The organism is Flavobacterium sp. Flavsp81, assembly GCF_059491325.1.
In genome coordinates this window covers 748769-765378 of sequence record NZ_CP168505.1, presented here as the reverse complement: position 1 = coordinate 765378, position 16610 = coordinate 748769, and the positions used below count along the sequence as shown (strand labels likewise).

The 16610-nt window shown below is 35.0% G+C and carries 11 protein-coding genes; all 11 read right to left on the bottom strand.

Going from position 1 to position 16610, the window contains the following annotated elements:
* Positions 1 to 260: 260 nt before the first annotated feature.
* Positions 261 to 1592, bottom strand: coding sequence for a BNR repeat-containing protein (locus ACEN92_RS03265; RefSeq protein ID WP_495640939.1), 1332 nt, complete (start codon positions 1590 to 1592; stop codon positions 261 to 263).
* Between the two features lie 538 nt (positions 1593 to 2130).
* On the bottom strand, positions 2131 to 3255 hold the full coding sequence (locus ACEN92_RS03260) for a glycoside hydrolase family 43 protein (RefSeq protein ID WP_495640938.1): 1125 nt from the start codon (positions 3253 to 3255) through the stop codon (positions 2131 to 2133).
* A gap of 41 nt (positions 3256 to 3296) precedes the next feature.
* Positions 3297 to 6380, bottom strand: coding sequence for a beta-galactosidase, LacZ type (lacZ, locus tag ACEN92_RS03255; RefSeq protein WP_495640937.1), 3084 nt, complete (start codon positions 6378 to 6380; stop codon positions 3297 to 3299).
* A 735-nt stretch (positions 6381 to 7115) separates the two neighbouring features.
* Positions 7116 to 7772 carry a fructose-6-phosphate aldolase gene (gene fsa, locus ACEN92_RS03250; RefSeq protein WP_495640936.1) on the bottom strand — a complete coding sequence of 219 codons (657 nt, stop codon included), beginning with the start codon at positions 7770 to 7772 and terminating at the stop codon, positions 7116 to 7118.
* 282 nt (positions 7773 to 8054) lie between these two features.
* Positions 8055 to 9380 (bottom strand): xylose isomerase, encoded by a 1326-nt coding sequence (gene xylA / locus ACEN92_RS03245; protein WP_495640935.1) that lies wholly within the window; start codon positions 9378 to 9380, stop codon positions 8055 to 8057.
* Positions 9381 to 9387: 7 nt separating this feature from the next.
* Entirely contained in the window at positions 9388 to 10869 is a 1482-nt protein-coding gene (locus tag ACEN92_RS03240; RefSeq protein WP_495640934.1) for a xylulokinase, read from the bottom strand.
* Positions 10870 to 10872: 3 nt separating this feature from the next.
* On the bottom strand, positions 10873 to 11883 hold the full coding sequence (locus ACEN92_RS03235; protein ID WP_495640933.1) for a GntR family transcriptional regulator: 1011 nt from the start codon (positions 11881 to 11883) through the stop codon (positions 10873 to 10875).
* Between the two features lie 133 nt (positions 11884 to 12016).
* Positions 12017 to 12715 (bottom strand): NUDIX hydrolase, encoded by a 699-nt coding sequence (locus tag ACEN92_RS03230; protein ID WP_495640932.1) that lies wholly within the window; start codon positions 12713 to 12715, stop codon positions 12017 to 12019.
* Between the two features lie 50 nt (positions 12716 to 12765).
* Positions 12766 to 13791 (bottom strand): glycoside hydrolase family 43 protein, encoded by a 1026-nt coding sequence (locus ACEN92_RS03225; RefSeq protein ID WP_495640931.1) that lies wholly within the window; start codon positions 13789 to 13791, stop codon positions 12766 to 12768.
* Between the two features lie 30 nt (positions 13792 to 13821).
* A complete protein-coding gene (locus ACEN92_RS03220) occupies positions 13822 to 15255 on the bottom strand; it encodes an MFS transporter (protein WP_495640930.1) in 1434 nt (477 codons plus the stop codon).
* A gap of 221 nt (positions 15256 to 15476) precedes the next feature.
* The gene (locus tag ACEN92_RS03215) at positions 15477 to 16586 is read right to left on the bottom strand and encodes an endo-1,4-beta-xylanase (RefSeq protein WP_495640929.1); all 1110 of its coding nucleotides are present in this window, start codon (positions 16584 to 16586) and stop codon (positions 15477 to 15479) included.
* Positions 16587 to 16610: the final 24 nt, after the last annotated feature.

Sequence of the window (16610 nt, the reverse complement as noted above, 5' to 3'; positions counted from 1 at the left end):
GATTGCTTAATTGGATATTAAATTATACTTCCGGAAATTATTGTCATTCTGAATTGATTCGGCTTCGATCTGGTAACATAGTCGAAGGTTTTTTACATGCAAGGGCTTCGACTAAGTTTATCCTGAGCGAAATCGAATGGACCCAGCCTGACACCTATTTTGAATTACACACAAGGAGTTAAATAATATTCGAGGTGTAAGCAGAAAATAACGGATAGTCTTCGTCTCATTTATATTTTGCTTAATAAATCGTTGGTTCGTTATTTAATTACGGGTATTTTTTGCAGTTCCAGAATTTGAACCGACTGAGCTTCTATGGTAGATAGCCCTTCTCCGTCGGGCTGGCTTACATTTTGAGAAAAAATATGCAGCTGTGTCTTTTCTTTCCAAAGTTCCTTATCAAAATTGGGTTCCCATTGTCCGACTGAGGAATCTGTAATATCAATGATTTTCCAATCTTTTTTGTTCAGATTGATTGATGCCAGGCTAATTTTACTCCCTCTTTCTTCAGATCTGAAAAGTAAATAGAGCATGGATTTATGCAGCAGAATTTCAGGACGTGAAATTGGAATCCTTTTGGTTCCTCCACCTCCTAAAGTAAAAGGATTTTTTTGAAAATCAGTATCGATCAGGTTCCATTTTCCTTTATCCAAAAAGACAATTTTATATTGAGGTATACCATTAACGCCCCAATAACTTGCTATATACGGATTACCAGATTCATCTACAGTCATTGCAGTTTGATTGATTAAACTGCTGTTCTGCTGTACACTCCAGGCCAATTCGGCAGTTGCCATTGTGATTGGAAGTGAGTAATTTTCTCCATTTGATTTTTTCCAGGTCTGGCCGCTATCTGCCGAAAAAGCGTAACAGATGTCATGATTGGTTGAAACATCCCAGCTTTCGCGCCATACCCAGGAAATATAAATTCCCTTTGTGTTGACATAAATCTGCCAGTAAGCACTTCGTTGGTTTTCTCCATCAATCAAATTATTTTGGAGCTGCTGCCACTGTTTCGTTTTTACATCATATAATTTCATAATCATATTGCCACGGCCCGAAGCCCCTGATCGGCAGCAGAATAATAATTTACCATTTGGCAGATTGTGAAATTCAGGATAGGTCACCTTAAGTTCTTCATTTCCTGTCATAGACTGCTCTTCGCCCAGTTCCAGGCTAAAAGGTATTTTGCTTTTTGCATAGCGAAGATGTGTATCATGCTGATCCCAGCTTACATGAAGATATCCATCAATATCCACTGCAATACTGATACTGTTATGAGCATCCTTGACATTCCCGCTATAAGGTGTAATTACTTTTTCCCACTTTGATGAATTTAGCCTTCGCTTTGCTATAACCATCTTTCCATCAGGATTGTAATAAGCGGTATATTGAATATTTTTAAATGTAGTTACGGCACTATTCCTAAAAATAACCGTATTGACCGAGTTGTTACTCCATCCCGGACCAATTTCACTGACTGCAGTTTTTAGCTGCGCATTAGTTTTGAAAGAAGATAAAATTAAAAGAAAAAAAAGCCATTCGATAATTACAAATTTTGTTTGGAGCCGACAGCGTAAATAATTAAGCATGAAAGGTTAAGTTTTGGTTAGCAAACAAATGTAATTAGAAGAATTAAAAAAACAAACCTGTACCTTCCGGTTTGTAGAGGGATGAAACTAAAATGATTATCAATATCTTAATCGTTGAGTATAATTCAGAATAGATGTCAGGCTGAGCGGAGGTCAAAACTCTTTTTAAATAAAACCATTTGACTAAAGTTTATCCTGAGCAAAGTCGAATCGACTACCAATGACGTTTTATATTGTACTGACACCTCTATTACCCAAGTGCCATCCTGAGCCCATTCGGCTTTGCTCAGGATAAACTTTAGTCGAAGAGTTGTCAATTGGAACGGGCTTCGACTTCGCTCAGCCGGACAAAGGTTTCAACGGGATTTAGTATCCTAATTTACTAACGCCATTCAATATTACTTTTTTTGAAAAAAAATTAGCCCTCAGGGTGACATCATTTATAAAAAAGAATAATTAGATCATTTGGTACTTTGGGAGATACCAATAATCTAATTATTTCTTCGAAGTGTAAATTATCTCTTATAAACTTGTGGAGCTATAAATCATTTAATGTCCACTGATTCTTCCAATATAAGACAGGATGCCCGTTTTCCATTTTTAATGGCAGCCATACATAACGCCCGTCTTTCGGGTTCTTTGGTCTCCAGCGGTCTGCCATAAAAATAAAAGCATTTTTCTTTCCTGCCACTGGCAGTATGCATGTACTTTGTGACTCGAAAGTAGTTTTGGTACCTTCTCCTCTGCAGGGATTACCAAGTTCTTCCCAGGGGCCCCAAATAGAAGAAGCCTTAAAAGAACGGGCAGCATTGGGTTCCCATCCTGTACAACCTGAAGTAATCATGTAATAAATTCCGTCCTGCTTATATATTGCCGGAGCCTCGTTATGACCTGCCGGGGCGATTGTAATATATTTACCTTCGAAATCCAGATAGTCTTCTGTCAGTTCACTTAAGTGCAGTGTAAGGTTCTCTTCCGATGAATGAATATGATATGCTTTTCCGTCGTCATCGACAAAAATCTGCATATCCCTTGCCATTTGACCTGATGTAAAATCTCTGCGGACAAAGAGTCCTTCTTCGACTGCTTTTCGCCATTCGGGAGTCCACCATTTCAGGCTTCCTTCACTCGCCATCGATTTTTTCCACTCTTCTTTAAATCCTAAAGGCCATTTGCCTGCATTCGGACGATAAGATTTAATAAAAGTATATGGTCCTGTCGGATTTTTGCTTATTGCCACAGCTGTTCTGGAGGCTTTGTAACTTTGTCCTTTCAGCTCCAAATGAAACCACATTACATATTTCTTAGTTTTCGAATTATAAATGACTTTTGGACGTTCGATGATGCATCCAGAAGTAATTTCAGAATTTGGATCATTTGAAACAGGCAGTGCTATCCCTTCATTTTTCCAATTATAAAGATCTTTCGAAGAGTAACAAGTAACTCCTACACGTGCATCATTTGTTTCACCCTTATGTTCTCCAAACCAATAATACTTTCCTTTTGTGTAAAGAATACCTCCGCCATGAGCATTGATATGAACGCCGTCAGTATCCTTCCAAATCTCACCGGGATAGATACTGGACGCTTTTTGATTTTGGGATTGGGATTTTAAACAAAAAAATAGCAATCCGCTGAGCAATAGTAATTTGGTATATTTCATCTTATTTTTAAACTGCATTTTAATTCAATTTGAACCTCTAATTAAAGCAAACTTAAAATGTAGGTGTAAGTATATTTTTGTCCGGTAAGAAGATACTGCGCATGCGGCAATGCCCCCCAACTGGTGTCTCCTCCTACTCCACGCTGGCCTAAGTCGATATGAAGATATACTTTATTTTCAGGTTTTACATCATTAATATGTCTTCCACTTTTACTAGGACCCGGATCAAGGCTTTCGGTAGAAACATTCAAAGCACTGAAGCACAATGGCTGATCTCCTTTTATTAAAAGCCCTTTTTTATTACTGTCAGCCAATTTTATCCAACGTGTATCGGTTTTATAGCCACAGTCCTGAGGTCGGATATATTCCCAGGTAAACTGTCCTGCTACTTCATCTTTATAAATTCCCATAAAAGAAGCTGTATTACGATCAACATAATTTTCCCATGGTCCGCGTCCATAATATTCAAGTCCGCTGTATTGCCCCGGAAGAATTACACGCATTCCAAAACGTGGCATTTCAGGAAGCTCCTTACCCGTTTTATCGATAGATGCGGTTACTTTTATATCACCATTCGGCTGAATCAAATAGTTAACCGTATATGGCACATTGACATCTTTAAGCAGATATTTAACTTCTAAAGGAAGACCTGTCTCTGTTTTTTCACCGACTATTACACTTTCCACCACAGGATTATTGTGTGCCTCTTTCCAGATTCCGAGTTTTTTAGGCATTTCATTACCGAAGTCGTTATCTGTCGGTGCACGCCAGAAATAAGGCATTGGAAAACCTGAAAGTATTTCTTCTTTTTCACCCTGTTTTTTGTAGCTGGTTAATATACCTTTAGTAAGATCAAAACTTCCAGTTACATTATCAGTTGCAAAGGTTAAAGCATTTCCGTTTTTCTTAAAGTTCAGCTTTCCTTTATTCGCTGCTGTAGTTGTAAAGAAGCTATTTCCACCTAATTTAAATTGCTCTCTCGCCATTTCATGTCCGCCGGGAACAAGATTCTTTTCCGTTTTGGTATAAGCATAAATATTTAAATAATACTCCCCATTTGCGGTAGTTTCCAAAGCTAGTGGAATTTCCGACTGCATCCCTGCCTGTGCGTTGGTATTAAAACTTCCTTCCCGGGCTTTTTCACCGTTTTTAAGAAGTTCCCACTTAAAATTAAAATCGCCAAGATCAGTATATAAATAGTTGTTTTTGATTCTAAGTATGCCGTTGCTAAAGTAAAAAGCAATATCCTGATATACCTTTTTCACTTCCGGCAATCCTGAATCAGGAACACGGTCTGCAGTAACAAGTCCGTCTGCACAGCCATTTTCATCATGCTGCAGTTTTTCGCCGCCAAGATCTCCTCCATATGCCCAGTAGTCTTTGCCATTAGCATCTTTTGCCTTAATTCCCTGGTCTACCCAGTCCCATATAAACCCGCCCTGCATGTGCGGACTTGACGATATAATATCCCAATATTCCTGGAAATTTCCGGTACTGTTTCCCATAGCATGCGCATACTCACACATAATATAAGGTCTGGTGGCAGTCGACGCAGCATATTTCTTCATGTTTTCTATGCTTGGATACATTGGACATACAATGTCCGTATCAGAGTTTTCTCCAGCTTGCTCAAACTGTACCGGGCGGTTGGTGTCACGCTGTTTAAGCCATTTGTAAGCTTCATAAAAAACCGGCCCGTTACCGGATTCATTGCCCATACTCCAAATAATAATTGAAGGATGATTTTTATCGGTTTCTAACATTCTTTTAACGCGATCAAGATGTGCCGGTGCCCATTCAGGAAGGTATGCCGGGTGTTTGCTTTTGTCAAAAGGGTTCTGCAGTTCGGCTCCCATATGATGCGTTTCAATATTGGCTTCGTCGACAACATACAGTCCAAATTCGTCGCATAGTTCATAAATGTACGGATCGTGAGGATAATGACTCATACGTATTGCATTGATATTGCTTTGCTTCATTAATGCAACATCCTTACGCATCATTTCTTTGTCAGGAGCATGTCCTTTTACCGGATGATGTTCGTGAAGATTTACTCCATGTACCATTACTGGTTTGCCGTTAACTAACAGCTGTGCATTTTTAATTTCTACTCTTCTAAAGCCTGTTCGCCCGCTGATATAAGCTTTTTTACCGCCGTCGATGTCCCATTCTATAAAATAACGATATAGATTGGGAGTTTCACTACTCCACTTGGATACGTTAGAAATTGCAGCTTTAAAAAAAACTTCTGTTACATTGGCAGGCACAGCTTTTACTTCACTGTATACTTGTTTATTATTAGCATCCAAAAGTGTAAAACATACATTGGTTTTTAAACCTTTTTTACTATTTCTTAATTTAACAGCCGCTGACATTTTACCGCCTGAATAAGCATCATCAAGTCCTGCTGTTACTTCATAATCTTGTACAGAAACGGCTGGAAGCGCTTGCAGGTAAACATCACGTTCGATCCCGCTAAGTCGCCAGAAATCCTGATCTTCCAAATAACTGCCATCGTGCCAGCGGAATACCTGTACGGCCAAAATGTTTTGACCCTTTTTTAGATAAGGTGTAATATTAAATTCGGCAGGAGTCTTGCTGGCCTTTGTCATTCCGGCTTCTTTACCGTTAATAAAAATACGTGCATATCCTGAAATAGAACCAAAATGCAGCATTACATCCTTACCAGCCCAGCCTTCAGGCAGACCAAATGTTTTGCGGTAGCTTCCAACAGGGTTATAATCAGGGGCTATAAACGGTGGATTCTTAGGAAAAGGATATACAATATTCGTATAAATTGGAATATCATATCCCTGCATTTCCCAGTTTGAAGGGACAGTTATATTACTCCAGTTATGGTCATCAAAATCAGTTTTATAGAAGTCCTGCGGTCTGTCAGCGGGCTTTTTTACAATATTAAATTTCCAGGGTCCGTTAAGGCTATGATAATAAACGGAAGCTTCCGGCTTATCGGCAGCTGCGCTTTGCTGTCCGTCATATATGACATAGGCGGTATGGGGCTGTTCTTTATTGCGATCCATAACTCCCGGATTTTCCCATTCATTCTGCTGCGCGGTAATAAGCTGTGCAGTTAACAAAAGGGAACAAGCTAAAACTTTCTTCATATTTGTTCTATTTAAAAGATGTTTGAATATAATCGAATACATTTATAATATATAGGCTGAAAAGCATTTTTTGTTGTGCCTTTTCTTTTGTCTTCCGAATAACTTTTGATATTAATATGACGTCATACCTACTCTAACAGGAGTTATCATAGTAATTCTTAAAAATATTGAATTCTCAACTGTTATGAAGGAAAGCAAATTACAATACTATCAATAAATTTTACAGGGGGTAAAATCATAAATTAAAGGGGGTTAAATCATATTTTACACATTCTTAATTGAGATAAAAGAATGATTTTATGTAACATTTTTCAATAATTACAATTGAAAACATTAAACAACCCTCTAATTTTGAATGTTTTAAGATTTAAATTTGCTCTTATTTTAGAGTTACGGTCTATGATTTTAGATTTATACTTTCATTCTAAATTAACAACACGGCAAATCAAAGAAGATGAATTTATACTGAATTCAAGCTCTTAAATACTGTTAAAATAATATCTAAATCATAAAAAATAATTTAATCTTACAAAAGAAACTCCTCTAAATATATAAACGATTAATCTGTCTACATTAAATTGTGATTTAATGATAAAATCAACTTTAATAAAATAAAAAACTCCTCTCAAATGAATTGAAAGGAGTCTAAAATAAAGATTTTTGTGGGGGCAAAAAATCTTTATTAGTTTTTAAATGACACTATTTAAAGGTTATATATTTGGAAATCACCAAAATTTATAAATTCATTTTTTTAGCATCTTCAACAAATTGCTTTAATCCAATATCTGTTAAAGGGTGTTTTAATAAGCCTTTAATAGCTGACAAAGGGCCTGTCATAACATCTGATCCTATTTTTGCACAATTAACAACGTGCATTGTATGCCTGATAGAAGCAGATAATATCTGAGTTTCATAATTATAATTATCATAAATTTCTCTGATCTCCGCAATTAAATGCATTCCGTCTGTCGAAATATCATCTAATCTTCCTAAAAAAGGAGAAACATACGTTGCACCTGCTTTAGCAGCCAATAAAGCCTGGCCTGCAGAAAATACCAAAGTAACATTAGTTCTTATTCCTTTATTCGAAAAATACTTACATGCTTTTACACCATCCTCAATCATTGGTAGCTTTACCACAATTTGTTTGTGCAAAGCAGCCAATTCTTCCCCTTCTCTAATCATTCCTTCATAATCTGTTGAAATAACTTCGGCAGAAACATCTCCATCAACAATGTTGCAAATATTAAGATAATGCTGTAAAATATTTTCTTTACCTGCAATCCCTTCTTTTGCCATTAATGACGGATTGGTTGTAACACCATCTAAAACCCCCATTGCCTGGGCTTCCTTAATATCTTCTAAATTTGCTGTATCTATAAAAAATTTCATTTGTCTTTATTTTAGTTTAAGTAATATTATGAATATTTAATTTTGAAGATAGATTGTTTTCAAATATCATTTAGGATTAAAATCCAAAAAAAAATTAAGGCAAGAGGAACTAACAACAAACCTCCGACCCTAATTTCTTCAGATAAGCATTTTTAAAAATTTAGAGCAAAATTTATTTTAAATCTGAATCGATTCAGATTTAAAAAATAATGCTATTATTCTTTATCAATATTAATTTTAAAATGTAATCTAACATTCATTAAATATTCTTTCTAAAAAATATTATATGTATTGATTGATAATATTTTCAAACAACTCCTGTTTACCACTTTGTAAAGGAAGTTCTCCGTTTTCCTGAGCAATTTTATATAAAGCCTGTAAATCCAGTTTTCCTTCTTCGAAAGCTTTTCCGTTTCCGGAATCAAAAGAACTGTATCTTTCTGTTCTTAATTTTTCATAAGGAGAAGAAGTAATAATTTTATCAGCAGTCAGTAAGGCTCTGGCAAAAGTATCTGCTCCGCCAATGTGTGCTAAGAAAACATCCTCCATATCTGTAGAATTTCTTCTGATTTTTGCATCAAAATTAATTCCACCACCTTGTAATCCCCCTGCTTTCAGGAAAACTAACATCGCTTCGGTAGTTTCCTGAATATTATTCGGGAACTGGTCTGTATCCCATCCATTTTGGTAATCACCTCTGTTAGCATCTAAACTTCCTAACATTCCGGCTTTGGCAGCCACTTCAATCTCATGCTGAAAAGTATGCTGTGCCAAGGTTGCATGATTTACCTCAATATTCATTTTGAAATCTTTCTCTAAACCATACTGACGTAAAAATCCAATCGCCGTAGCACAATCAAAATCATATTGGTGCTTAGATGGCTCCATAGGTTTTGGCTCAATAAAGAAATTTCCTTTGAATCCTTGCGCTCTTGCATAATCTCTGGCTTGTACCAAAAATTGCCCCATATGATCTAATTCTCTTCCCATATCGGTATTTAGCAAAGTCATATAACCTTCACGTCCTCCCCAAAATACATAGTTCTCACCTCCTAATGCAATAGTAGCATCCAAAGCCAACTTTACCTGACCTCCGGCTCTTGCCAATACGTTAAAATCCGGATTAGTTGCTGCTCCATTCATATAACGCGGGTTAGAAAAACAGTTTGCTGTTCCCCAAAGTAATTTCACTCCTGAAGCTGCTTGCTTTTCTTTCAAATAATCAGTTATGGTAGCTAATCTGCTTTCCGATTCTGCAAAAGTTGAACCTTCTCTAACTAAATCATAATCATGAAAACAGTAATGTCCAAAACCCATTTTAGTAATGAATTCGAAGGCTGCATCTGCTTTTTCTTTTGCTGCTTCAATTGCATCAGCAGGCTGATCCCATGCAAAATTTTGCGTTCCCGGTCCAAATGGATCACTTCCCTGTCCGCAGAAGGTATGCCAGTACGCAATTGCAAATCTAAAGTGCTCACGCATTGTTTTTCCGGCTACAACCTGGTCTGGATTGTAATATTTAAAAGCCAAAGGATTATCAGATTCTTTCCCTTCAAATTTAATTTGTCCGATACCTTTATAGTACTCTTTATTTCCTAAAACTATCATTTCTCTACTATTTATTTGTTAATATTAATTCTAATTCTTGTTTCCATTTTTGATAAGCCGTTTCATATGGCTCTTTGTTTTTTAGTGGCATAAAAGTCATAACATGATCATTGGTTGTAATGCCTGAACCAAATTTTTCAAAGTCACCATCAGTTAAGCCTACTGCCCTTGCCGCTCCTACTGCTCCTGTTGTGTTGTATATTTCTATTTCATGCCCAATTAATGTTGCTACTGTATTTGAAAAAATTTCGGAACGGAATAAATTATCATTCCCGGCTCTGATAACATTAATTTTGGCATTATCATCTTTTAAACATTCCATTCCATACACAAATGAAAAAGCGATTCCTTCTAATGAAGCTCTGAATAAATGAGCATTATTATGAATATTTAAATTCAGGTTTAAAAAGTGAGTTCCGATGTTTTTATTATTAAACATACGTTCTGCTCCGTTTCCAAAAGGAATTACCACTACTCCATCAGAACCAACTTCAATCTCTGAAGCTTTTTGATTCATTGATTCATAGGTTTCATTCCCCATATTATTTTTCAACCAGCGATATTGAATTCCTGCTCCGTTGATATTTAATAATTTACCAACCCGGGGATTTTTTTCTTCGTGATTAACGTGTACAAAATTATTTACTCTGGTACTTTTTCCTGAGGATATTTCGCTCACAGCGTAAAACACACCTGAGGTTCCACCTGTTGCAGCTACTTCACCTGCGTTTAATACGTTTAATGCCAATGCATTATTAGGCTGATCACCAGCCCTGTAAACTACAGGAATACCGATAGGAAGTCCGGATTCTTTAGAACCTTTTTCGTTTAAAACCCCTTGATTTGTAAAATTTTCTACAATATTAGGAGTCAATGACTGATCAATCTCGTAATAATCCAATAGCCAATTGGCAACTTTATTTTCTTTGTAATCCCAAAGCATTCCTTCAGATAAACCATTTTTTGTTGTGGTGATATCTCCGGTAAGTTTGTAGGCAATATAATCTCCGGGCAGCATATATTTATAAACCTGATTGTATATTTCAGGCTCATTTTCTTTTACCCATTTTAATTTTGAAGCAGTAAAATTACCAGGTGAATTCAATAAATGTTCCGAGCATTTTTCCTGCCCGATTTCAGCGTAAGCTTTATTGCCAATTTCTACTGCCCTGCTGTCGCACCAGATAATTGCGTTACGTAGTGAATTGCCGTTTTTATCCACGATAACCAATCCGTGCATTTGGTAGGAAATACCAATTCCCTTAATTTTTGAAGCATCAACATTAGCTTCCTTAATCGCTCTTTTTGTAGCTATACAAATGTACTGCCACCAAATTTCAGGATCCTGTTCTGCCCAATCCGGCTGTAATGACAAGATTTCCATTTCGTTTTGTGGCTCATTCAAAACAATTACTTTTTTTCCCGTTGCAGCTTCAACCAAGGCAACCTTGACCGAAGAACTTCCAATATCATATCCTATATAATACATAACTTATAATGATTCTCTTAATATTAAATTTGTTGGTATATAACACTGCATAACTTCATCGTGCGTGATAAATGCTGCTGCTTTTGTTCCTAATTCGTTAAAATCAGTTGATACAACTGAAATTCCTTTGTATATAAATTTTTTCATTGGTGTTTCGTTATAAGACAAAAAACCAACATCTTCTCCGGGTTCTAAATTTTTCTTTTTGCATTGTTCCAAAAAATGACCCAAAACTCTGTCACTCACACTTATATAGGCAATTCCTTTTTCTATATTAAACTTATTTGGGTCTGTAATAATTTCAGATTTAAAATTAAAATCTGAACAAAATTTCTTAAAAAACTCCAATGTTTCTTTAGGATGATGCGTATAATCAGGATAGATAAATTGTATCATTTTATACTTTTTAAATAAATCAACCACCATTGTCAAAGACTCATAAAATGCTTTTCCGAAATCCTGAAAAACATAATTATTCTTTTTTTCTGCATGGATATTCCAGTCAATCAACAGTAATTTATCATTAGGAATTACCGATAAAGCCGGTGTTATATCCTCATGATCAAAATTCATTACCACATACTTATAATATTTCCCGACACTATTATTAATTATTGTTTTAAAAACATCCATATTATAGTGATGAAATTGTACATCAGTAATAACATTATCCGGTAAATTATTTACAAAAGAATGGTATAAAACCTCTTTATATGCTTTAAAAGTATCCAGTACCAAAAGCACCTTTCTGGTTTCACCCGAAACATAGTATCCTTTATTTGGCACAGAGTCAATCGTCTTTTGATCTTTTAAAATGGAATATGCCTTAAAAACGGTATCTCTCGACAGCTGATTTGTTTTGCAAATACTATTCACAGAAGGAAGTAACTCTCCTTTCTGTAAAATATTCTCAGCAATAGCATTTGTTATCCCGTTTACCAGTTGCTGGTATTTAGGAATATCACTTTCGTGATTAATAACAAAGACAAATTTTTCCTGATTCTCGTTAATCATACTGTTCTGTTCTGGTCTGCTAAAGTAGTTGCTTCTCTTTAATAAAAAAAATTATTTTTATTAAAAATTGTATTTTTTATAACATTCGGCTAAACTAAAAATGATTGACTGACAAATACATTGCTAATAAGGGTTAAAACTTAAAATTAAATCCTCGTTGTTCCAGCTTTTCATAATTTTCAATATTGAATTTATAAAACTTAGCTGCGCGATGTGAAACATGTTCTTCCTTCTCGTCTACATCCAAAACTAACCCCATTTGAAAAATTTTTCTGCGAAAATTTGATTTATCCATTTCCACACCTAAGATTTCTTCATAAAGATGCATAGCCTGTAAAAGAGTAAATTTTTCCGGTAATAAATTAAATCCAACAGCACTTTGACAAATACGTTTTCTTAGTTCTTTTAGACTATAATCGAGAATCATGCGATGTTTATAATTCAAATTTAAAGCTTCATCAATTTTGCACCATTTGATTTCTAACGATTTTAAATCATTTTCTAAATAATGATTGTCTTTTTTTACCAGGGCATAATATCCAATAGTAATATCATCTGATGGCGAATATTCTGACGGGTAGCTAAAAGCCTTAAGCTGTTCTATATAAAAGTTATTAACACCAATATATTTTTTCAAAATTCGATTGGGAGTACTTTCTATAGTTTCACCTTCAGAAATCCAATGGCTTGGCAGCTCCCAATTTTCTTTTTGGTTCTGATCATTGACCAATAAAACTTTTAATCCGCCATCATCAAAATTAAATATCACACAATCAATATTAATAAGATATTTTCTGGCAGTATCTGTTTTTCTATCATCATTTGTTTCCATAGAAAAATAAAATTAAAGTACTTGCTTCTTTTCAATAAACAGAAATTTATCTATTCCTTTTTACCGTAAGGATCTATTGTATTTATCGAACCATCTTCGTTATAAGTAATCTCTGTTACTTTTATTGATCTTAAATGAGTTATACCTTTTGAAAGACTTGAATCATGATAAAACAAATACCATTTATCATCTACTTTACAGATTGAATGATGTGAAGTCCAGCCAATTACAGGATTTAAAATTCGTCCCTGATAAGTAAATGGCCCATAAGGATTATCTCCTGTGGCATAACAAATAAAATGAGTGTCTCCGGTTGAATATGAAAAATAGTATTTACCATTGTATTTATGCATCCAGGGACCTTCAAAAAAACGATGTTGATTATCTCCTGCCAATAAAACGTCTCCATTTTTATCCAGAATTTTAATTTCTCTTGGAGATTCTGCAAATTGTTTCATATCATCGGTCAATAAGCCAACGATAGGCCCCAAAGCAGGTTCATCGTCTTTAGGCTCATTGTTTTCTTCAGAAAATTTATTGTTTCTGTATTTCTGAAGCTGCCCTCCCCAAATACCTCCAAAATAAAGATAAAATTTTCCGTCTTCGTCTTCAAAAACTGCAGGATCAATTGTGTAGCTTCCTTTAATTGCTTGTGGTTCCGGAATAAATGGCCCTGTTGGTGAATCGCTTATGGCAACTCCAATCTGAAAAATTCCGTCAGCGCGTTTTGCAGGAAAATACAAATAATATTTACCATTTTTGCAAGCAGCATCAGGAGCCCACATTTGTTTTACTGCCCACGGAACATCTTTTACATGCAAAGCAATACCATTATCTATTACTTCCGATTCAATATTATCCATAGAAAATACATGATAATCCTCCATGCCAAAATGATCTCCGTTATCGTTAAATGGAATCCCTGCATCAATATCATGAGATGGATAAATATAAATCTTTCCGTTAAATACGTGTGCTGACGGATCAGCCGTATACATATGTGACACCAGTGGTTGTGAAATGGCTAGTTTATTAATTGTTTCAAAATTAATCTGTTCAGTACTATCTTCAGGCATAGTCGTATTTTTATATTTTAATGTATATAATTAAGCTCTTCTCTCTTTTAAGTCAGATTCTATCTGAACCTCCATTTTTTTGTCAATTTCATAGAAAAACAATAATCCTGTTCCAATTAAAAAAGGTATTGCAGGAAAAATGCTTACCAGTAATTTAATTCCGTTAATGGCAATATCAGTTTGTTCCGCAGCATTTGGAACATAGTCAAAATACCCTAAAAGTGATGTTGTTAGTGCACCGCCAATGCTCAATCCTGCTTTTAATCCCACCATCATAGCCGAAAATATAATAGCAGTTGCACGACGGTTATTTTTCCATTCAGAATAGTCTGCTACATCTGCAATCATAGCCCAAAGAAGCGGAATTGTAATGCCATAGAAGAAACCGTGAAAAATTTGAGAAAAAAACATCAAACCAACTGAACCTGGCGAAAAAAAGTAAAAAGCTATAATGAATAAGGTCGAAATAAATAAGAACAATCTAAATACATTTCTTTTGCCATATTTATCAGCGAACCTTTTTGATAAAGTAATTCCGATAATCATAAAAATTATTCCACCCGCATTAAACAATCCAAATCCCGCTGAAATTGGGTCATTCCCGAAAGGATTCAATCCTATTGTTGAAAGGAAGTCTAAAATGGGCTGGATAAAAATGGCTAATTGCTCCTTGTTTACATAATTTTCAAAATAATAAACATATGAACCGCCTTTCATAGCCAGTGTAATAAAAACCAATAAAGTTAATGTCAATATTATCAGCCAGGGCTTGTTTTTTACTAAATCACCTAAGTCTTCCTTAACACTTGATTTCTGTTCCGGTTTTGGTACAATTCGCTCTTTGGTTGTTAAAAAGGTAATAAGAAGCATAATGGTTCCAATAATTGCCAAGACAGTCATTACCTTTTCTATACCGATAGCTTTATCTCCATTTCCGGCACTTTTAATAATTCCAAGCATGAAAACCTGCACAAAAAACTGGGCAAACATCACTGCAACAAAACGATAGGAAGACATACTATTCCTCTCAGACATATCTCCTGTAATCACGCCGCTCAAGGCGGAATAAGGCAAGTTATTACTGGCATAAAATAAAAGCAGAAGAGAATACGTTACAACAGCATATATTACTTTTCCCTGATAGGAAAAATTTGGTGTAGTAAAAGCCAAAAGCGCAATAACTCCTAACGGGACTGCTGTCCATAATATCCAAGGGCGAAATTTTCCCCATTTAGTATGTGTCCTGTCTGCCATTGCTCCGATAATAGGATTGAAAATGAAAGCAGCAATTAAACCTACCACTAACATTATTATTGATGAATGTTGAGGAGATAATCCGTATATATCTGTATAAAAATAAGCCAGATAAGTCATTAAAGTTTGAAAGACCAAATTTGCAGCCAGATCGCCTAAACTGTATCCAATTTTTTCTTTTATTGATAATTTTTGAGAGTTAAAATTCATTGGTTTTGGTCGTTAGTTAGGTGTTAGATAATTTAGAAGCAAAAATATTTTCTACTTTATATTGTATTTATTTATTAGATATTAATCGTTATGAAATAATTGTATTGATGTTAAAAGCTAAGAATATCAATTAAACAATCGGTTGTGTAAAATTAAAAAAAAAAGCATACCAAACAAACTTAGTTTGCGTTATTACTATTTTATTTTAAAAATAGAGAAGGCTAATTTTTTTCTTCCTTCAGATCTATCACACTTTTATAAGCTTTTTTAGGTTTAAGATTCGCGTCAAATAGTAAAGGGTAATTTGTTCGGCCTTTAATTGGCCAATCATTTAACCACGATTGTCCATCATGAACTCCCCAAAAAGTTACACGGCTGATTTTGTCTTTGTGTTTCAGAAATAATTTAAAAATATCTGAATAACGTTGAGCCAGCTTACCCTGAACAGAATCAGGAAGGCTTTCAGGATAAGGATTCATTTTTGCACTTCCCTCAAAATTTTGATTTACATCTGCTCCTTTTAAATCCCAGGGATTTGGCAGTACAGTAATATCTAATTCCGTAAAAGCGACCTTAATCCCAAGTGCTGAATAAGCTAAAATACTTTTTTCAATTTCCTCTAAAGAAGGGGTTTCCAATCGCCAGTGCGCCTGAATTCCAACACCGTCAATCTTCCCTCCTGCTGCCTTTATTTTTTTAATCAAATTAATTGTTCCTTCTCTTTTTGCAGGCTCTTCATTATTATAATCGTTATAATACAAATCTACTTTCGGATCAGCTGCAGCAGCTAATTTAAAAGCATCCACAAGATATTGCTCACCCAATGTATTAAAGAAAATGGATTTTCTTAACGTTCCGTCCTCGTTTAGAGCTTCATTGACAACATCCCAGGAATCAATCTTTCCTTGATATTTTGAAACAATCGTTGTGATATGATCTTTCATGAAAGCTTTCATTTCAGTGCTGTCTTTAATTTCAGCCATCCATGGTGCTAATTGACTGTGCCAGATCAAAGTATGCCCATGAATAAACATTTTGTTTTTCTTACCATAGGCAACAAATTTATCTGTCAATGCAAAATCATATTTGTTTTTGGCTGGATGTACAAACATCGATTTCATAATATTCTCAGCTGTTATGGCGTTAAACTCTTTACGTATTAATACATCAGCTTTTGCATCTTTTTGTTCAATTTGATCGGCACTTAAAGCTGTTCCTATATAAAAATCTTTTTTATATGTGTTTTTCAAAGAACCGGATCCTTTTTGTGCAGTACAGTTCACAAATAACAAGATGCTGAATGCCAGTATATAAAGTTTAATTAATTTCATTATTTTTATTTTTTGGTTAATAGT